Below are 19,669 nucleotides of genomic sequence, written 5' to 3'. Positions count from 1 at the left end.
GCATGGACGAACAGACCTGGCGCGACTGGCTGGAGCGGTTCAAGAGAGGCGACCTGGGCGAGGACGATCTTCTGGCGCGTCTGCGCAAGATGCCGTTCGAGGATCTGGGATTCGCGCGGCTGGATCATCACCGCGGCCTGCGAATCGGCTTTCCGGAAGTGGTGTTCTGTCAGGGCAAGACGATCGAGCACATACGGGGAATCTTCCGCGCCATGGCGACGGAACACGATCGGCTGCTGCTGACCCGCGCCGGTCCCGAGGTATACGAGGCGTTGAAGGCCGACGATCCCGCCCTGGTGCACTATCCCGACGCGCGCATCGTGGCGCTGGAACGCAAACCGGTCGAACCCCGGGGCAGGGTCGGGGTGATCTCGGCGGGCACGGCGGACGCGGCCGTGGCTGAGGAGGCCGCGGTCACGGCGGAGCACTGCGGGTGCGCGGTGGAGCGGGTCTATGATGCCGGCGTGGCGGGACTGCACCGCCTCACCGCCCACCTCGACCTCATCCGGTCGGCGGTCTGCCTGGTGGTGGTCGCAGGCATGGAGGGCGCCCTGCCCTCCGTGGTCGGCGGGCTCGCGCCCTGCCCGGTGATCGCCGTCCCGACGAGCATCGGCTACGGCACACACGGCGGCGGGCTGGTGCCGCTGTTCGGGATGCTCAACTCCTGCGCCTCGAACGTAACTGTGGTCAACATCGACAACGGGTTCAGCGGCGGATACAACGCGGCGCTGATCAATCGCGCGGCAGAGCGCCGGGGTTAAGACGCGCGGGTCACAGCAGATTGGCGGCGAGTTCGGCGATCCGCGACCGCACGCCTTCGCGCAGTTCGATATGCGCGGCCAGCGACTCTTCCTTGAATTTCTCCACCAGCGCGTTGAGGCCGTTGGAGAGGACGTCCACGTAGGGATTGTCGATCTGGTAGATATCGCCGGTCAGGACGATCTTGGTGCCGTGCCCGACGCGGGTGATCACGGTCTTGACCTCGAGCGGCGTGAGGTTCTGGGCCTCGTCGATAATCATGAACTGGTTGGGAATGCTGCGTCCGCGGATGTAGCTTAGCGGCTCGACCGCGATCCGCTCGCTGCCCACGAGCAGGTCCCGGTTCGGCTTATCGCGTCCGTGCCGGATCAGATCCAGCGCGTCGTAGATCGGCTGCATCCACGGCTCCAGTTTCTCCTGGAGCGAGCCCGGGAGGTAGCCCAGATCCTTGCCCACGGGAAAGGTCGGGCGGGAAATCAGCAGCTTTTCGTAGGTCTTCTCGTCGAACGTCTTCAGGACCCCCGCCGCCACCGCGAGCAGCGTCTTGCCCGTGCCGGCCTTACCCGAAAGCGTCACCAGTTTGACGCGGTCGTTGAGCAGCGCATCCATGGCGCAGAACTGTTCCGGGTTGCGCGGGCGGATCGGGTGGAGGCGGTCCGGCGCGGGGATCAGCGCGACGATGCGGCCGGCTTCGGCGTCGTAGCGGCCGTCGACCGTCTCGCCGGCGTCTTTGCGGTTGCGCAGCGTCACGTACTGGTTGGCGAACAGATCGCAGCCCGGCGGCGGCTCGATCCGCCGCTCCTCGCGGAAGCGTTCAAGCGCGGCCTCGTCGACGTCGACCGCTGTCCGGCCGGAATAGAGTTCCGAGAGGTTGTCGGTGGTGTGCCCGTTCTCGTAGTCCTCGGCCTGGAGCCCGAGCGCGTCGGCCTTCAGGCGCAGATTGATGTCCTTACTGACCATGATCACGGGCGTCTCCTGATACATCGCCCGCGTCTCGCGTGCCGTGCGCAGAATGATATCGTCCGCCGGCTTTCCGGCATCGAGCGGATCGCTGTTGCGCGGGAAGCACACCCGCAACCGGCCGCCGCCGGGCAGTTCGACGCCCCGTTCGTCGGAGAGCCGGCCGATGCGCCGCAGTTCATCGAGCTTGCGCGCCACCTGGCGGGCGTTGCGCCCGCGCTCGCTGATCTCCCGCTTGAATTTGTCGATCTCCTCGATGACCTTCAGCGGGATCAGGACGTCGTTGTCCTCAAAATGCGTTATGGCGGAGGGATCGTGGAGTAAAACGTTGGTGTCGAGGATGTAATATTTTTTCATGTACCGTCCCGAAAAAGGGGTTCCTGCATGAGGTTCCGCTACATTCTAGGGAAGGAATTCCGGCGGGCAAGCGGAGAACCGGAAAAAGATCATCCGGACTCTTCTTCAGCCGGACTCGGGTCCGCTTTCCGGCCGGCGACCCACCGTTTATTGTACCAGAAGTACTGCTCCGGATGCTCGCGTACGGCGGCATCGAAGACGGCCATGACCTCGGTCATGATCCTCCGGAAGTCGGCGTCTTTTCCGGCGGCGGGGTCGGGAAAGATCGGATCGAAGGCCTGCCACGTGTGCCCGGTCCATCCCGTCCGCTGCATGACCACCGGATAGACGGGGACCCGGGCGGTCCGGGCAAAGAGGGCCGTGCCGGCGCCCACCTCCGTTCGCGCGCCGAGGAAGGCGACCTCGAACCCGCTCCGGCGGACGCGCACGTCGGGGAGGATGGCGAGTACGCCCCCTTTCTTGAGCCGGCGCGCGACGCCGCGCAGGAGGTGGGCGTCGTTCGAGATCACTTCGCCGTCCGACGCGGCCCGCAGCCGGTTGATCCACCGGTTGACGAGCGGGTTCTTCTGCCGGCGCGCGATAAAGAAGACGGGCACGCCGGCCGCGCGGGCCGCGAGTCCGGCCTGTTCCCAGTTCCCCATGTGCGGCGTGGCGAGGATGAATCCTCCGTCTCCGTGCCGTTCGCGGTGGCGACGGTAAAAGTCCCTCATCCCGCGATACGCGGTCTGCCGGCCGAGGGCCGCGGCGCGCCGCGGCGTGGTGCGCATCATTTCCACGGCGTTGAAACACAGATTCCGCATCGACCGCCGTGCGATGGCGCGGACGCGCCGGGGGGGGAGTTCGGGGCCGAAGACTTCGCGTATCCGGGCTTCGGCCTCCCGGCGCCGGAAGCGGAACCCATGGAACAGGAGCGCGGAGGCACCCTGGCCGAGGGCCAGGGCGGCGCGCAGCGGGAGCACGCGCAGCACGCAGGCCGCGGTGCGCAGGGCGGCGTACTCGAGCCTGTGTTTAGCCGACACCCTCATCGCCCGCCGTTCCGCCCCCATGTCTTCTCCCGGCTGCTCTTGCGCAGGAGGGCTTCGCTGCGCGTCGCCACGTACACCGCATCCTCGCCCAGCAGGTGTTCGAAGTCGCGGCACAGCGGCTCATCGGGCTGTACGCGGTAGCGCTCTCCCGCCTCGATGAAGACATGCGCCCCGGCGGAATGCTGGAGGCAGAGCTGCAGCGGAGTCCGTCCGGGGTGCCGGGCGGCGACCTCCCGCAGGTGGCCGAGCCGGTCTTCCGTGACCGCGCCGTCGGCGAGATGGAGGCTGACGTGTTCCGCGAACCAGCGCGGGACTTCGGGGAGCGGGTAGGCCTCGCGCACCTCGAGCTGGAGTTCCTCCTGCCGGTTGGTGCCGACGATACCCCCGACCATCAGCGCCGCGTCCTCCGCCAGCAGTGCGCCGCAGTGCTCGAAAGCGTCGGGAAACATCACCGCATCCACGGCGCCGTCGAGCCCCTCGAGCCGGAACTGGGCCATCGGGCGCTGATCCTTTTTTGTGAAAACCTTACGCAGGCCGGTGACCATCCCGCCGACCCGCGTGGGCGTACCGCCTTCCACCCCGTTCCCGAGTTCTCCGACCCGGTGGAGGGCATAGCGGTCGAGCAGCCACTCGTACTGCGTGAGCGGATGGCCCGAGATATAGAATCCGATCAGCTCCTTCTCCTCGGCGAGCATCGCGTGTTCCGACCACGGCTCCGCCTCCGGTAATCCGTCGTCGCCCGCCTCGGACTCTTTTTCTCCTTCCATCATCGAGAACATCGAGGTCTGTCCGCTCTCCCGGTCGCGCCGCAGCTCCGCGGCGCGGTGCAGCGCCATATCGATCCCGGCGAAGAGGCGGCTGCGGTCGAGCGGGCTGAAGTCGAACGCGCCGCAGCGGATCAGGCACTCGAGGCTCTTGCGGTTCAGGGCGTGGGGATCCATGCGCGTGCAGAAGTCGATCAGCCCTTCAAACGGACCGCGTTCCTCCCGTTCGCGGACGACCGCGCGGACGATGCCCTCGCCCACGTTCTTCACCGCCGCCATCCCGAAGCGTATGCGGTCGCCGACGGCGCGGAAGCGCACTCCGCTCTCGTTGACCGACGGCGGCAGCACGGGGATGCCCATCCGGCGGGCCTCCTCGATGATCCCCGGGAGCTTGTCCGTGTTGCCCATCTCGCTCGACATGAGCGCGGCCATGAACTCGGGGGGGTAATGCGCTTTGAGATACGCGGTCTGGCAGGCCACGATACCGTAGGCCGTACTGTGCGACTTGTTGAACCCGTAGCTGGCGAACTTCTCGATGTGGTCGAAGATACGCGCGGCAAGTTTTTCGCCGATCCCGTGGGTCTCCCGGCAGCCCTTGATGAACCGGTCGCGCTGACGCGCCATCTCCTCCGCCTTCTTCTTACCCATGGCGCGCCGCAGGATATCGCCCTGCCCCAGCGAGAAACCGGCCAGCGTCTTGGCGGCCTGCTGGATCTGCTCCTGGTACACGATGATCCCGTGAGTCTCCCGCAGAATCGGTTCGAGGAGTTCGTGGTCGTACCGGACCGGGACCTGTCCGTGTTTGCGCTGAATGAAATCGTCGATGAACTGCATCGGACCGGGGCGGTAGAGCGCGAGGATGGCGATGAGATCCTCGATACGGTCGGGGCCGAATTTGCGCAGCGTATCGCGCATGCCCGCGCTTTCCACCTGGAATACGCCGATCGTGTCGCCGCGGCCCAGCAGCCCGTAGGTCTCCGGATCGTCGAGCGGGAGTTTCTCGGCATCGATCTCCGTACCCCGGTTCTCCCGCACGCAATCGAGACACTCGCGGATCACGCTGAGGGTCTTGAGGCCGAGGAAATCCATCTTCAGCAGACCGAGGTCTTCGAGAGGATCTTTCTCGAACTGGGTAATGACCTGTTTCTCTTTATCCATCGAGAGCGGGACGAGATCGATCAGGGGCCGGTCGCCGATCACGACACCCGCCGCGTGGGTGCCGGGGTGGCGCGGGAGTCCCTCGAGCACCCGGGCGTACTTCATGATGCGCGCCGCGCTGTCCTCCTTCTCCACCGCGCGCCGGAAATCGGGACTGCCTTTCAAGGCCTTTTCGAGTGTGACCTTCGGCCCCTCGGGGACCATCTTGGCCAGTCGGTCGCATTCAGAGAGCGGCATCTCCAGCACCCGGCCCACGTCGCGGATCAGGGTCTTCGCGCCGAGCGTGCCGAAGGTGATGATCTGCGCCACGCGCTCGTCGCCGTATTTATCCCGCACGTAATCGATGACCTCCCCCCGCCGGTACTGGCAGAAGTCGATATCGAAGTCCGGCGGGGATATGCGGTCCGGATTGAGAAAGCGCTCGAAGATCAGGCCGTAGCGCAGGGGATCGACGGCGGTAATCCCGAGGGCGTAGGCCACCAGGCTTCCGGCGCCCGACCCGCGCCCCGGCCCCACCGGTACGCCCTGGCGGCGCGCATGCTGGACGAAATCCTGGACGACGAGGAAATAGTTGAGAAACCCGGTCTTTTTAATGACGCCCACCTCGTGGAAAAACCGATCCCGGATCTCCTCCTCCCGCTCGTCCCGCGGGGATTCGAGCGATTCGATGCCGTAGCGTTCGCGCAGGCCGTCCTCGCCCAATTTCACCAGGTACGACTCCTGGTTGTACCCCTCGGGGATTTCGGCCTTCGGGAAGTGGAGCCGTTCGGCGGGGAGATCGAACTCGAATTCGACATTACACCGGCGCGCAATCTCGACCGTCCGCGCCAGCGCGTCCTCGTGCCCGGGAAACAGCGCGGCCATCTCCGCGCCGCTTTTCATGTAGAACTGGTCCCCCTCGTACCGCATCCGGTTCGAATCGCTCAGCGCGGCATTGGTCTGCAGGCAGATCAGCACATCGTGCGCGTCGGAATCCTCGCGGCGGAGATAATGCACGTCGTTGGTGGCGACCAGCGGTATGCCGGTCTCTTCCGATACCTCCGCCAGCACGCGATTGGCCGCCTTCTGCTCCTCCATCCCGTGGTCCTGGATCTCGAGGAAGAAATTGCCCTCACCTAGAATCTCGCGGTATTCCCTCGCCAGGGCGCAGGCTTTGTCGCGCTGCCCGGCGGCGCACGATTCGGTGACCTCGCCCTTCAGACAGGCCGAGAGGCCGATCAGCCCGCGGGAGTGTTTCGCCAGCAGCTCCTTGTCGATCCGCGGCTTGTAATGGAACCCTTTGAACCAGGCCAGCGAGACCAGTCGCGAGAGGTTGCGATACCCTTCGTTGTCCTCGGCCAGCAGGACCAGGTGCATGTTGTCCGACTGCGAGGTGAAGTTCTCCATGCCGCAGCGGGCCACGTAGACCTCGCAGCCGATGATCGGTTTGATTCCCGCTTTCAGCGCTTCGCGGTAGAACTCCACCGCCCCGTACAGCACGCCGTGATCCGTCATCGCCAGGTATTCCTGCCCCAGCTCCCTCGCACGCTCCATTGCATCCGGGATGCGGCACGCGCTGTCCAGGAGACTGTACCCGGTGTGGAAGTGAAGATGGCAGAACGGCGGGGACGCATCAGTCATAAACTACTCTCCTGCAAGCTTTAATCAACTGTTCCGCCCCTGGACCGGAGCGTGAGGCCAGTATAGGAGAAGCGCGCAGCCGGGGAAAGAAGAGACTGAAAAGGAGTTCGAGCCCTCTTTCTCTCACTCTGACTCTAACTCTGACTCTGATTCGGATGCCGCCTTCAGAACAGCCCGTCCACCAGTTCGTTGCCCATATCGTTGAGGCTTTTCAGCTGCCGGGAGGCCTCGAGCAGGTCGGAGAGTGAGAGGACTTCTTCGAGCAGCATCATCCGCGCGACGTAGCGCTGTTCCGCCGTGGTATTCACGATCAGCTTCGGACCGTCCACCGTGATCGTAAAGGCGGCGTCCTCTTTGCGCGCCTGATAGGTGAGCTTTTCGGTGGGCAGCCGGTGGACGAAGAACTCCTCGCGGCGCAGGGAGCGGAGGAACCGGTCGCAGAGGAAGTCCGAAATATCGGGGGACGGGAAATCGAGTTCGATCGTCTCCGCCTCGTGCTGGGTATGCGGAATCTCGCGCCGTACGCCCTTCGGGCCTTTGAACGATTCGATCAGCGCGGGGGGCGCGATGATCGTGGTGATCAGCGTCATCAGGACCGACGCGCCGAAGATCTGCGGGCCGATGGCGCCCGTGGAGAGTCCGATCCCGGCCACGATCAGGGCGACTTCCCCGCGGGGGAGCATGCCGAAACCGACGCGCAGTGCGCCCCGCCAGTTGAACCGGCTGCACCAGGCCGGTATCCCGCAGCCGAGCACTTTGGCGGCGACCGCGAGCAGCGAGTAGACCAGGCCGAACCCCAGCAGCGAGTGCATCGCCTCGAAGTCCACCAGCATGCCCATCACGCAGAAGAACACCGGCACCAGGATCCGGTAGATGCCGTTCAGCTGAGTCTGCAGCTCATGCGCCAGATCCGTGCGCGAGAGGGTCAGGCCCATGATGTAGGCCCCGATGATCATGGCGAGTCCCGCCATCTCGAACAGTCCGGCCACCAGCAGCGCGAGGCCGAAGGCCAGCGTCACCATGATCTCGGTCGATCGGAACTGCTTGAGGGCGCTGCCGATGCGCCGGGCGAGCAGCAGTCCGAGCGCCGTACAGATCAGCCAGAAGCCCATCGCCTTGACCGCCACCCAGCCGATGGCCATCCAGGACATTTCGCCGCCGACGCGCGCCACGCGGGTCATGCCGACGACGATAGCGAGAATGATGATGCCGAGCACGTCGTCGAGCACGGCTCCGGCCAGGATCGTGACGCCCTCCGGCGAGGCGATCTTGCGCTTTTCCGTGAGGATACGGGCTGAAATCCCGACCGAGGTGGCCGTGGATATGGCCCCCAGAAAGAGCGCGCCGGGATCCATCCAGGAGTCCGCCACGCCGAACCACACCGCGCATCCGGCGCCGAGGCCGAAAGAGAAAATCAGCCCCCCCAGACCCACCAGCGTACCGACACCGGCATACTGCATGAAGGTGCTCAGGTCCGTCTCGAGACCCGAGCGGAAGAGCAGCACAATCGAGGCCACGGTCGCGATTCCATAAAGCTCCGTGGACACCGGCATGGTCGCCGTGGGCGCTGCGAAGAGTGCGCCGTGCTGGGGAAGCATGATCAGGTGGCCGAGCGCGTAGGGTCCGATGAGCATGCCCGCGGCGAGTTCCCCGAGCACTTCGGGCAGACGGAGCACGCGCTGGAAAAGGTATCCGCCCAGCTTGGCCGCGATGACGATCAGGCCCAGCTGCAGGACCAGGACCATCATGTCTTCCATGATCCCGGTCGCCATGGGGGTCTCCATGGCCAGCATCCAGGAATTCGCCTGCGCTAATACCTTCATGTAACGTCCCGGCTCAGCCGGTCAGGGCCCGAAGAATCTCCTCGCGCGAACGCGCCGAAAGAATCGCTTCGCGAACCTCCTCCCGGCTCAGCAGGCGGCCCACTTCGGCAATAAACTGGATATGGGGGCCGGTGCGGTCCGCCGGCGACAGGGTCATGATGATGATGCGCGCCGGACGGCCGTCCAGCGAATCGAAATCGATCCCCTCGGGCTTGACGCCCACCGCGGCCACCAGCTGTTCCACGGTGCCCGTCTTCCCGTGCGGAATGGCGATCCCGTTCTGCATGCCGGTCGACATCTTCGCTTCGCGTTCGCGCACCGCCTCCAGCGCCGACTGACGGTCTTTCAGCAACCCGCGGGCCACCAGCCGGTCCACCATTTCGGTGATCAGCCCGTCCTTATCCTCCGCCTCGAGATCGGTAAAGACCAGCTCGGGCGACAGCACTTTTTTCAGGTTCATCGGTCACGCGGCTCCGCTTTGATAAAAAACGCCCATTCTGCGCGAGCCTCGCTCCGGGTCAACAAAGATTTCGATATAAGCCGTCCGCGCCGCGCGGAACGCCGGCCGGCACCGTCGTTGAACCGGCTGGTTCAGGAAAAACCGCTCCCGGCGCGCACTTCCCGCCGACTGTCTCGATATACCCCCTCCAGCAAGGCTCTTTTCGCAACTTTTTATTTTTTTATTGTTGTGATTGACAACGTTTACTTCCTAATATCCGAGCCTGAAAGGGGCGGATGCGTCTGCGGCCGGTGCCGCGGGAGACCGCAGGCCGCCGGACAAAAACCAACGCAAGGAGATACGGAATGGCTACCCCGAAAACGAAGACGCAGATCATCGCACAGATGGCTGACGACGCCGAGATCACGAAAGTTCAGGCCAAGGCCGCGCTGGAATCCATGGTGGATATGGCCTACAAGGGCGCCAAGACCAAAGACGGATTCACCATCCCCGGCATCGGGAAGCTGATCAAGCAGCGCCGCAAAGCCCGCACCGGCCGCAATCCCGCCACCGGCGAATCGATTAAGATTCCGGCCAAGACCGTGCTGAAGTTCCGGATCTCCAAGCAGGCCAAAGACGCCATTCTCTGAACCGGTAACGGCGGACAAGACGAAAACGCCGCGGCCGCTTCGGTCGCGGCGTTTTTACCGCACGCAAGGAAGAGAAGACCATGAACGCACCCGCTGTCAAGAGCCCCGTTCCGGCCCTCGCCGCAGCCGTCGCGGCCGCGCTTTTCCTGGTCCTGGCCGGAAGCGGCTGCACCTCGACCGACCCCGAAAAGCGCTCCGAACTCCCTTGGAACACCCCGCAGTCATGGGAAAGCGGGGGCGGCATGTTCACGCCCCAGCAGGGGTACAACACGCCGTGACAAGGCCGGAGGCTCAGGCCCTCCCTCCCGGTCTCACATCATCCCCCGCCCGATCAGTGCTTCGCCGATCTGAACGGCGTTGAGGGCGGCACCCTTCCAGAGGTTGTCACCCGCCACGAATAGCGCCAGGCCTTTGTCGAGCGCGGAATCCGTACGGATGCGCCCGACGAGGACGTCCTCGCGGTTCTCCGAATCGACCGGCATCGGGTAAACCTCATTTCCGGGATCGTCGACCACCCGCACGCCCGGGGCCTGCTCGAGCAGTTCGCGGGCCGCGGCCGGATCGACCTCCTGTGCGCACTCGACGCTGATCGCCTCGCTGTGGCCGGTAAACACCGGAACGCGGACGCACGTGCAGCTGATGCGGATCGAGTCGTCGCCGAGAATCTTGTGCGTCTCCCGGCTCATCTTCAATTCCTCGCTGGGCGTGCCATTTTTGAGTGAACCGATCTTGGGCAGGACATTGAAGGCGATCCGGTGCGGGTAGGCCTCGCAGGCCATCTCTTCGCCCGCGACCCAGCTCCGCACCTGCGCCTCCAGTTCCCGCACGGCGCCGGCGCCGCTGCCGGAAACCGCCTGGTACGTCGAGACGACCACGCGTCGCAGCCCGTAGGCCCGGTGCAGCGGCCCCAGCGCCATCAACGCGATGCTGGTGCTGCAGTTCGGATTGGCGATCAGTCCCTGGTGGCGGTCGAGCGCGTCGGGGTTGATCTCGGGGATCACCAGCGGGACGCGGTCGTCCATCCGGAAATCGTCGCCGTTGTCGATGACCGTGCAGCCACGTTTGACCGCTTCCCAGCCGTAGGTCTGGGATGCGCCCTTCGCGCCCTCCGTTCCCGCGAAAAAGGCCAGGTCGAATCCCTCGAAGGCCTCCGCGGAAGCCGTGCGCACTTCGTAGGACTCCCCGTCGATCTCCTGGGTGCGGTCGCTGCGGGCGAACAGTACGATCTCACGGGCCGGGAAGCCGCGCCGGCGCAGCAGGCGAACCATCTGCTCGCCCACGGCTCCGGCACCCACGACGCATATCCTGTACTCAGCCATTTATTCACCACCCAGCTGATAGCGTGCGTAACGGCGGATCGAAAACGTGTCGCCGACCTCACCGCCTTTCTGCTTCATGAGTTCCGTCACGCTGATCTTGTCGTCCTTCACAAACCCCTGCTCGAGGAGGCAGATCTGCGAGTAGAACTTATCGACCTTGCCCTCCACGATCTTCTCGATGATGTGCTCGGGCTTGCCTTCGACCTGTTTCTTAAAGATCTCGCGCTCGGCGTCGACTTTCTCCTGCGGCACATCCTCGCGCGAGAGGGCTTCCGGATCGGTGGCCGCGACGTGAAGGGTCAGGTCCCGGGCCAGTTCCCTGAACGCGTCGGCGGACGCGGTCTCCGGCTTTTCGCACCCCATTTCGAGGAGCACGCCCACCTTTCCGCCCAGATGCACGTAGCTGGCAAGCAGACCCGTGCCCTGAAGCTCGAAGCGCACGTTACGCCGCACGACCAGGTTTTCGCCGATTTCCGCGATCCGCGCGGTGAGGTCGTCCTTAACCTTTTCGGCCAGGCTGTCGTCCTCGGCGTCCAGCGCCTTCTCGCTCAGTTCCTCGACAAACGCCTGAAACTTCTCGTTGCGGGTCACGAAGTCGGTTTCGCAGTTGACCTCGATCATCGCCGCGCGGGAGCCGTCCTCCGAGACGCGCGCCGCGACTTTGCCGTCCTTCGCCGTGCGCGTGGCCTTTTTGGCCGCCACGGCCATGCCGCGCTCGCGCAGCAGCGTCATGGCGCGGTCCATATCGCCGTCCGCCTCCTGAAGGGCCTTCTTGCACTCCATCATGCTCACGTGGGTGGCGTCGCGCAGCACCTTGACATCTTTCGCGGTAATTTCGCCCATGATCTGTCCTCCCTTGTTCGGGGTCGTTAAAGTTCCACCGGCGTATTATTCCGGCTTTTCTTCCTCCGGGGCCTCTCCGGGATCCTGCGTCTGACCGGTTTCCTCTTCCCCGGACTTACCGGTCGCGGCGTCGTCCGCCTGCTCGCGGGGTTCCGGTTCCTCCGTCTTTTCTTCCCCGGCAGAGGCTTTCGTTTCCGCCGCCCCGACCTGCTCCCAGGCGGTTTCCTCCGCGACGGCGCCGGCGTCGGCCGGCCCGGCTTCGTCCCCGGCCTGCGTTCCGGCCAGTTCGCGCTCGCGGCGCATCCGGGCGAGTACTTCCTCGCGCTTCCGGCGCTCCTCGTTCTCCTTGGCCATGCGGGTCTCTTCGGCCGCCTTGCTGGCCGCGGTCTCCTCGGCCTCGCGCCGTTCGCGCTCGCGCGCTTTCTCGATCGCCTCCCGGCTGTAGAGATCCTGCGCCTCTTTCACGGCTGCGCCGAGCTGCTCCACGACCAGCCGGATCGACCGCAGCGAATCGTCGTTGCCCGGAATCGGATAATCGACCGGATCCGGGTCGGTGTTCGTATCCACCATCGCCACCACCGGGATGTGCAGCCGGTTCGCCTCCCGGACCGCGAGCGATTCGCGGTTGATATCGATCACGACCAGCGCGCCGGGCAGACGGTCCATATCCTTGATGCCCCAGAGATTGCGCTGCAGCTTCTCCTGTTCGCGCTTCAGCCCCGCCACTTCCTTCTTGGAGGCCATGTTGTCGAACGTGCCATCCTGCTCCATCCGCTCCAGCTCGCGCATGCGCTTGACGCTTTGGCGGACCGTGCGGTGGTTGGTGAGCATGCCGCCCAGCCAGCGGTGCACCACGTAGGGCTGCTCCATGGATTCCGCGGTCTCTCTGAGGACGTCCTGCGCCTGCTTCTTGGTGCCGACGAACAGCACCTTGCGCCCCTGGGAGACGACGTCCGCGAGAAATTCGCGGGCCACCCTGAGCTGGGCGAGCGATTGGGTCAGGTCGATGAGGTAGATCCCGCTCTTCGCGCCGAAGATGAAGCGCTTCATCTTGGGATTCCACCGCTTGGTCTGGTGGCCGAAGTGCACTCCGGCGTCCAGCATATCCCGTATTTCGACTTCTCTGGAAGTCAGTTCCATAGGTACCTCTCCTGTCGGTTCGTTATGAACAATCCGCTTTGGCACCCCCGAGGTTCAGGGGCACACTCGCTTCCGTCCCGCTCCGCGCGGAACTCAAGAATCGGACACACTATCAATATTCTTTACAAATGCAAGAGCACGAACGGGGAAAAACGGGGGGAACCCCACCCATAACCTTCTTTCTTTCCCGCCCGCCTCCCTTTGTTTTACAGTCGGGGCAACGCTGACCCCGCACGGTGTGATCGCGATGTGGAATATGCTCTACAGACTGGCCTGGATTTTCGTGGGCGTGCTCGTCCTCGGCTCGGCGGGCTTCGCGTTCTATCCCAAGCTTCAGCAGTACCAGCGCTACCAGGAGAAACGGGCGGAGATGGAGCGCAGGATCGAAGTGCGAGAGGATCAAATTCGCGAGCTGCGGAACCGGCGCGAACACTTTCTGAACGACCCGGAATACGCGGAGCGGATTGCACACGAAATGGGCCTGGCGCGGCCGGAGGAAACGCTGTTCCGGTTTATCGACGAACCTCCCGTCGCGACCAATGAGACCGATGAGAATTGACGCGGAAAAGGATTTCGGCGAGCGGGAGTGTCCGGGCTGCGCGGGCGTGGTGGAGGAGAACGAGAATACCTGCCCGATATGCGGATACGAGTTTCCCCGCGAATCCCGCCGTCGGCGCGCGGGGCGGATAACGGCCATGCTCGCGGCCCTGCTGGCGTTTCTGGCCCTCGTTTTACTCGGGAGACTGATTTGAAACCTGTGGCATGGACGATGGCGGGGTCGGACTCGGGCGGCGGGGCCGGCATCCAGGCCGACCTCCGCGTGATGCACGCCTTCGGCGTCCACGGGTGCACCCTGATCACCGCCCTCACCGCGCAGAACACGCTCGGCGTCCTCCGCGCCGACCCGGTCGCGCCCGCCATGCTGGAGGCGCAGTTCGAGGCGCTGATCGAGGATCTTCCCCCCGCCGCATTCAAGACGGGCATGCTCTGCGATGCGTCCACCTGCCGCACCGTGGCCGGATTTCTGGACCGGATCCCCGCCGGGGCCCGCTTCGTCTGCGACCCGGTCATGGTTGCGGGTTCCGGCGATCCGCTGTTGAGCGACGACGCGATCGCGTGCGTGAAAAACGGGATCGTCCCCCGCGCCGCGATCCTGACACCGAACATCCCGGAAGCGGAGGTCCTGCTCGGACGGACCGTCAGCGCGGAATCGATGGAGGAGGACGCCCGGGCGCTGCTCGCGCTGGGTCCCGCCTCGGTATTCCTCAAGGGCGGCCATCTGGAGGGGGGCGCGGTCTGCCGCGACCTCTGGACCGACGGCGCGGAAACTCTGTGGCTCGAGAGCCCCCGGCTGGAGAGCCGCTGCACGCACGGGACCGGCTGCGTGCTGTCCTCCGCCCTGACGGCGCTGCTCGCGCTCGGCTGGACGCCGGCGGAGGCCGCGCAACGCGCCCACGGCTGGCTGGCCGAAAAGCTGCGCGCCGCCCGGCCGCTCGGACACGGCAACGGGCCGGTGTTCTAGACCCGATCATGCACCCGCTTACCGCGTCTGAGCCGCAAGACCCTCTGGATCATAGCCTTGCGGGAGAGGCTCTTACAGAACCCCTCGCGTCTCCCGCCTGCGGCGGTCGCCACGAGGGGTTCTATAAGCGAACATGACGCGTCCGTGCGTGTGAGGGACCGAAAAGGGCTTTTTTTACGAACGTAAGAGAGCGCGCACGATTTCTTTGCCTACGCTATCCTCATCCATCTTTGGGATCTCTGCGCGAGAGACCTTTCTTGTGTTTTCGACCACGGATTACACCGGGTACACGGATGGGATCGCGCCTTCGGCGCTCCGAGTACGAGTAAGAGTACGAATTATGTTCACCCCTTCATGCTCTTCATGGCCTTCATGGTAAATCCCATGCTCTCCCCACGATCGCGATTCTACGCTCCCCCTGATCTTCCGCACCCCGCCCTTCCCCCGAACGACTTTCCATAAAAATCCACGAAACGGGGCCGGCCCAACTTCGCCCTTTCCTCACTCCCCGCCTCTCTGCTACCCTGCGCATGTTTTGCCGTTTTCGGGAGAATCGGGCCTCGGCCCGGGGCGGGGCAAGGCGAATGAGAGCGGCGGTTTTTTCACGGTGTAGTCAAGGAACCCACGGAGAGCATGATGCAGCAGAAGCACACGATGATTATCGACGGCAACGAGGCCACCGCGCGGGTGGCGCACAAGGTCAGCGAGGTCTGCGCGATCTATCCCATCACCCCCTCATCGCCGATGGGCGAATGGTCCGACCAGTACTCGGCCGAAGGGAAGACCAATATCTGGGGCACCGTGCCGCTGGTCTGCGAACTGCAGAGCGAGGGCGGCGCGAGCGGATCGGTGCACGGCGCGCTGCAGACCGGCGCGCTGACGACGACTTTCACGGCCTCACAGGGCCTGCTGCTGATGCTCCCCAACATGTACAAGATCGCCGGCGAACTCACCTCCGCCGTCTTCCACGTCTCCGCCCGCTCCGTGGCCTGCCAGGCACTCTCCATCTTCGGCGACCACTCGGACGTGATGGCCGTGCGTGCGACCGGCTTCGCGCTGCTGGCTTCCGACTCCGTACAGGAGGCGGCCGACAACGCGCTGATCGCGCAGGCGGCGACGCTGGAGAGCCGCATCCCGTTCGTGCATTTCTTCGACGGGTTCCGCACCTCGCACGAGATCAACAAAATCGAACTGCCCTCCGACGAGGCCATCCGCGCGATGATCGACGACGACCTCGTCCTCGCCCACCGCGAGCGGGGGATGTCGCCGGACCGCCCGATCATCCGCGGCACCGCCCAGAATCCGGACGTCTTTTTCCAGGCGCGCGAGACGGTGAACCGCTACTACGAGGCCACCCCCGACATCGTCCAGAAGGCGATGGATCGCTTCGCGGAACAGACCGGGCGCCAGTATCATCTGTTCGACTACTTCGGCGCGCCGGACGCCGACCGCGTGATCGTGCTGATGGGCTCGGGCGCCTCGACCGCCCGCGCGACCGTGGAGCATCTCGCGGCGCAGGGCGAAAAGGTCGGCATGATCCAGGTCCACCTCTACCGCCCGTTCTCCATGAAGCACTTCATCGAGGCGCTTCCGGAAACCGCGCAGATCGTGGCCGCACTCGACCGGACGAAAGAGCCGGGCGCCGACGGCGAGCCGCTCTACAAGGACCTGCAGGGCGCGTTCAACGAAGCGTGCGCGGAGGGGCTGCGCAAAGATGCGCCGAGGATCATCGGCGGCCGCTACGGGCTCTCCTCAAAAGAATTCACCCCGGCCATGGTCAAGGGCCTCTTCGACGAAATGGCCAAGGACCGCCCGAAGAACCACTTCACGCTCGGAATCAACGACGACGTCACACACACCAGCATCGAATACGACCCGTCGTTCAAGATCGAGCCGGACCATGTCGTGCGCGCGATGTTCTTCGGCCTCGGATCGGACGGCACGGTCGGCGCGAACAAGAACTCCATCAAGATCATTGGCCAGGAAACCGATAACTACGCGCAGGGATACTTCGTCTACGACTCCAAGAAGGCGGGGTCGAAGACCATTTCGCACCTGCGGTTCGGGCCCGAGCCGATCCGGTCGACGTACCTGATCCGCTCCGCGAACTTCCTCGCCTGCCACCAGTTCGTCTTCCTCGACCAGATCGACATGCTCCAGTACCTCGAGGACGGCGGGACCTTCCTGCTGAACAGCCCGTACGGGCCGGACGAGGTCTGGGACCGCCTGCCGCGCGACGTGCAGCAGCAGATCATCGACCGGAAGCTCGAGTTCTACGCGATCGACGCCTACAAGGTGGCGCGCGAGGCCGAGATGGGCGCGCGCATCAATACGATCATGCAAACCTGCTTCTTCGCGATCTCCGGCGTGCTCGAGCGCGAGGAGGCGATCGACAAGATCAAGGGCGCGATCAAAAAGACCTACGGCAAGAAGGGCGAGGAGATCGTCAAAAAGAACTTCAAGGCCGTGGACATGGCGCTGGACAACCTGCATCAGATCGAAGTGCCGGACAAAGTCACCAGCACCCGCGAGAAGCCGTCGGTCGTACCGGACTCGGCCCCGGAATTCGTGCGCAGGGTCACCGCCGAGATCATGGCGGGGCGCGGCGACGATCTGCCGGTGAGCGCGCTGCCCGACGACGGCACCTACCCCGTCGGAACCACGCGCTGGGAGAAGCGCAATGTCTCGCTGTTCGTCCCCGCCTGGGAGCCGGACCTGTGCATCCAGTGCGGCAACTGCTCGCTGGTCTGCCCGCATTCGTGCATCCGCGTGAAGACGGCGCAGGAATCGGACCTCAAGGATGCGCCGGACACACTCAAAACCGCGCCCCTCAAGGGTAAGGACGTGCCGGAGGGCACGCAGTACATCCTGCAGGTGGCGGTCGAGGACTGCACCGGCTGCGCGCTGTGCGTCGAAGCCTGCCCGAAGAAGAGCAAGGAGGAAGCGGGCAAAAAGGCCATCAACATGGTCGAGAAGGAGCCGATCCTCGCCGCGGAGCGGAAGAACCTCGAGTACGTGCTCGACCTTCCGGATCCCGACCGCACCGGACTCAACCTCGGCTCGGTGCGCGACGTCCAGTTCGCCCAGCCGCTGTTCGAATTCTCCGGCGCGTGCGCCGGGTGCGGCGAAACGCCCTATGTCAAACTGCTCAGCCAGCTCTTCGGCGACCGCGCGATCATCGCCAACGCCACCGGCTGTTCCTCGATCTACGGCGGCAACCTGCCGACGACCCCGTGGACGACGAACAAATCCGGGCGCGGGCCGACGTGGTCGAACTCGCTCTTTGAAGACAATGCGGAGTTCGGGTTCGGCTTCCGGCTGACGATCGACAAGCACCGCGAATACGCCCTGGAGCTGGTGAAACAGCTTCGCGGGGAGCTGGGCGACGAACTGGCCGACGGCATCCTGAACGCGAAGCCGAAGACGGAAGAGGAGATCGAGAATCAGCGCGACCGCGTGGCGGCGGCGAAGGAACGGCTGCGCAAGCTGGACCGTTCCGAAGCGCGTTATCTCCTCTCCGTGATCGACCACCTCGTGCCGCGCAGCGTCTGGCTGCTCGGCGGCGACGGCTGGGCCTACGATATCGGCTACGGCGGGCTCGATCACGTGCTGGCCAGCGGCCGCAATATCAACGCCCTCGTGCTCGATTCGGAGACCTACTCGAACACCGGCGGGCAGATGTCCAAGGCCACCCCGCGCGCCGCCGTGGCCAAGTTCGCCGCGGCGGGCAAACCGTCCGCCAAAAAGGACCTCGGCATGATGGCGATGTGCTACGGCAACGTCTACGTGGCCCGGGTCTCGATGGGTGCGAATGCGCGTCAGACCCTCAAGGCGTTCACGGAGGCCGAGGCCTACGACGGGCCTTCGCTGATCATCGCCTACTCGCCGTGCATCGCGCAGGGGATCAATCTCCAGAAGGGGCTCGATCAGCAGAAACTGGCGGTGAGCAGCGGGTACTGGCCGCTGTACCGGTTCAATCCGGAGCTTGCGGACGAAGGAAAAAATCCGCTGGTGCTGGAGTCGAAGGAACCCTCGACGCCGCTCGAGGACTACGCCTACAACGAAATCCGCTACAAGATGCTCGAGCGCAGCAAACCGGAACACGCGCGCAGGCTGATGGCACTGGCGAAGGAAGACGTCAGCAAGCGCTGGGAACTGTACAAACGCTGGGCCGGCCAGGAGCAGTGAGCGAACGGGGAGCCTGCGCGTTTGCAGTCAGGGGCTGGTGATCTGCGGGAGATCGTGAAGAGAACAAAGGAACTGGAAGCATGAATACGACGACGACCTATCTGGGCATGGAACTGAAGAATCCGCTGGTCCCCTCCGCGGGACCGTTCTCACAGAACATCGACGGCATCCGTCGCCTGGAGGATGCGGGCGCCGCCGCGGTGGTGATGTTTTCGCTGTTCGAGGAGCAGCTCCGCCACGAAGCGGATGCCCTCGACTACCTCACCTCGGCGGGTTCGGAGAGCTTTCCCGAGGCGCTCTCCTATTTCCCCGAGGTTTCCGACTACCGCGTCGGGGCGGACGAATACCTGGACACGCTGCGCGAGGCGAAAGAAAAGACGGACATCCCGATCATCGGCAGCCTGAACGGCATCTCGAGCGAAGGCTGGATCGACTACAGCAAAAAGATGGAGCAGGCCGGAGCCGATGCGATCGAGCTGAACGTCTACTACCTTGGCGCCGACATGGAACAGACCGCCGAACAGGTGGAGGCGCTGTACGAGGAGGCGGTGCGTTCGGTCCGGGCGGCGGTGGATGTCCCGGTCGCGGTCAAGCTGAGCCCGTACTTCAGCTCCACCGCTCACGCCTGCCGCAAGATGGTCAACGCCGGCGCGGACGGGCTCGTGCTCTTCAACCGCTTCTACCAGCCGGATCTCGACATCGAAAACCGCGAAGTCGACCTTTCACTCAATCTCAGTTCCCCGCACGAGATGCGCCTTCCGCTGCGCTGGATCGGCCTGCTTCGCGGCCGCATCGGCGCCTCGCTCGGCGCGACCACCGGCGTGCATACCGCCGAGGATGCCGTGAAGTACCTGATGGCCGGGGCGGATGCGGTGATGATGACCTCCGTGCTGCTCGAAAAGGGGCTGGATCATCTCGGGGTTCTTCTCGGCAACCTCACGAAATGGATGGAAGCCCACGAGTACGAATCCGTGGAACAGATGCAGGGTTGTCTCAGCCACAAGGCGACCGGTGGGGACACCGCGTTTGAACGCGCGAACTACATCAAGATCCTCGAATCCTACAAGGGCCAGTACCTGACGACCCAGCAGTAGGACGTATT

Annotated in this window: 16 protein-coding genes; 8 read left to right on the top strand and 8 right to left on the bottom strand. The window is 64.6% G+C overall.

Going from position 1 to position 19,669, the window contains the following annotated elements:
- Positions 1–2: 2 nt before the first annotated feature.
- The gene (gene larB, locus L21SP4_RS01730; protein ID WP_052881042.1) at positions 3–761 is read left to right on the top strand and encodes a nickel pincer cofactor biosynthesis protein LarB; all 759 of its coding nucleotides are present in this window, start codon (positions 3–5) and stop codon (positions 759–761) included.
- A 10-nt stretch (positions 762–771) separates the two neighbouring features.
- On the opposite strand, the gene L21SP4_RS01725 is transcribed toward larB, so the two are convergent.
- The 5 genes from L21SP4_RS01725 to L21SP4_RS01705 form a co-directional block, all read right to left on the bottom strand.
- On the bottom strand, positions 772–2,076 hold the full coding sequence (locus L21SP4_RS01725; protein ID WP_052881041.1) for a PhoH family protein: 1,305 nt from the start codon (positions 2,074–2,076) through the stop codon (positions 772–774).
- Between the two features lie 89 nt (positions 2,077–2,165).
- A complete protein-coding gene (locus tag L21SP4_RS01720) occupies positions 2,166–3,122 on the bottom strand; it encodes a lysophospholipid acyltransferase family protein (RefSeq protein ID WP_052881040.1) in 957 nt (318 codons plus the stop codon).
- On the bottom strand, positions 3,098–6,643 hold the full coding sequence (locus tag L21SP4_RS01715; RefSeq protein WP_052881039.1) for a DNA polymerase III subunit alpha: 3,546 nt from the start codon (positions 6,641–6,643) through the stop codon (positions 3,098–3,100). Before L21SP4_RS01715 ends, L21SP4_RS01720 begins: the two co-directional genes overlap by 25 nt.
- Positions 6,644–6,807: 164 nt before the next feature.
- Positions 6,808–8,466 (bottom strand): cation:proton antiporter, encoded by a 1,659-nt coding sequence (locus tag L21SP4_RS01710; RefSeq protein ID WP_201774663.1) that lies wholly within the window; start codon positions 8,464–8,466, stop codon positions 6,808–6,810.
- Positions 8,467–8,479: 13 nt separating this feature from the next.
- A complete protein-coding gene (locus L21SP4_RS01705; protein WP_052881038.1) occupies positions 8,480–8,926 on the bottom strand; it encodes a PTS sugar transporter subunit IIA in 447 nt (148 codons plus the stop codon).
- A 344-nt stretch (positions 8,927–9,270) separates the two neighbouring features.
- Here L21SP4_RS01705 and L21SP4_RS01700 point away from each other — a divergent pair, with 344 nt between their 5' ends.
- Both L21SP4_RS01700 and L21SP4_RS01695 read left to right on the top strand, forming a co-directional pair.
- Complete coding sequence (locus tag L21SP4_RS01700; RefSeq protein WP_052881037.1) at positions 9,271–9,555, top strand: HU family DNA-binding protein; 285 nt, start codon at positions 9,271–9,273, stop codon at positions 9,553–9,555.
- 80 nt (positions 9,556–9,635) lie between these two features.
- Positions 9,636–9,833 (top strand): hypothetical protein, encoded by a 198-nt coding sequence (locus L21SP4_RS01695; RefSeq protein ID WP_052881036.1) that lies wholly within the window; start codon positions 9,636–9,638, stop codon positions 9,831–9,833.
- A 33-nt stretch (positions 9,834–9,866) separates the two neighbouring features.
- Here L21SP4_RS01695 and L21SP4_RS01690 read toward each other — a convergent pair whose 3' ends face one another.
- From L21SP4_RS01690 to rpsB, 3 genes are read right to left on the bottom strand one after another with little or no spacing between them, the layout of a single operon-like run.
- Positions 9,867–10,874 (bottom strand): aspartate-semialdehyde dehydrogenase, encoded by a 1,008-nt coding sequence (locus tag L21SP4_RS01690; RefSeq protein WP_052881035.1) that lies wholly within the window; start codon positions 10,872–10,874, stop codon positions 9,867–9,869.
- Positions 10,875–11,717 carry a translation elongation factor Ts gene (gene tsf / locus L21SP4_RS01685; protein WP_052881034.1) on the bottom strand — a complete coding sequence of 281 codons (843 nt, stop codon included), beginning with the start codon at positions 11,715–11,717 and terminating at the stop codon, positions 10,875–10,877.
- A gap of 45 nt (positions 11,718–11,762) precedes the next feature.
- Entirely contained in the window at positions 11,763–12,857 is a 1,095-nt protein-coding gene (gene rpsB, locus L21SP4_RS13400; protein WP_074041333.1) for a 30S ribosomal protein S2, read from the bottom strand.
- 256 nt (positions 12,858–13,113) lie between these two features.
- On the opposite strand from rpsB, the gene L21SP4_RS01675 reads away from it, so the two are divergent.
- From L21SP4_RS01675 to L21SP4_RS01655, 5 genes are all read left to right on the top strand, one after another.
- The gene (locus L21SP4_RS01675; RefSeq protein ID WP_160300621.1) at positions 13,114–13,416 is read left to right on the top strand and encodes a septum formation initiator family protein; all 303 of its coding nucleotides are present in this window, start codon (positions 13,114–13,116) and stop codon (positions 13,414–13,416) included.
- Entirely contained in the window at positions 13,406–13,609 is a 204-nt protein-coding gene (locus L21SP4_RS01670) for a hypothetical protein (RefSeq protein ID WP_052881032.1), read from the top strand. Before L21SP4_RS01675 ends, L21SP4_RS01670 begins: the two co-directional genes overlap by 11 nt.
- Before the next feature lie 5 nt (positions 13,610–13,614).
- Positions 13,615–14,379, top strand: a complete 765-nt coding sequence (gene thiD / locus L21SP4_RS01665) for a bifunctional hydroxymethylpyrimidine kinase/phosphomethylpyrimidine kinase (RefSeq protein ID WP_236682515.1) — start codon at positions 13,615–13,617, stop codon at positions 14,377–14,379.
- A gap of 636 nt (positions 14,380–15,015) precedes the next feature.
- Positions 15,016–18,567, top strand: coding sequence for a pyruvate:ferredoxin (flavodoxin) oxidoreductase (gene nifJ, locus L21SP4_RS01660; protein WP_052882931.1), 3,552 nt, complete (start codon positions 15,016–15,018; stop codon positions 18,565–18,567).
- A gap of 80 nt (positions 18,568–18,647) precedes the next feature.
- The gene (locus L21SP4_RS01655) at positions 18,648–19,661 is read left to right on the top strand and encodes a dihydroorotate dehydrogenase-like protein (RefSeq protein ID WP_052881030.1); all 1,014 of its coding nucleotides are present in this window, start codon (positions 18,648–18,650) and stop codon (positions 19,659–19,661) included.
- Positions 19,662–19,669 lie beyond the last annotated feature (8 nt).

The organism is Kiritimatiella glycovorans, from assembly GCF_001017655.1.
GTDB lineage: Bacteria > Verrucomicrobiota > Kiritimatiellia > Kiritimatiellales > Kiritimatiellaceae > Kiritimatiella > Kiritimatiella glycovorans.
Note: the sequence above shows the minus strand (reverse complement) of the source record. Positions and strands in the feature narration are given on the sequence as shown.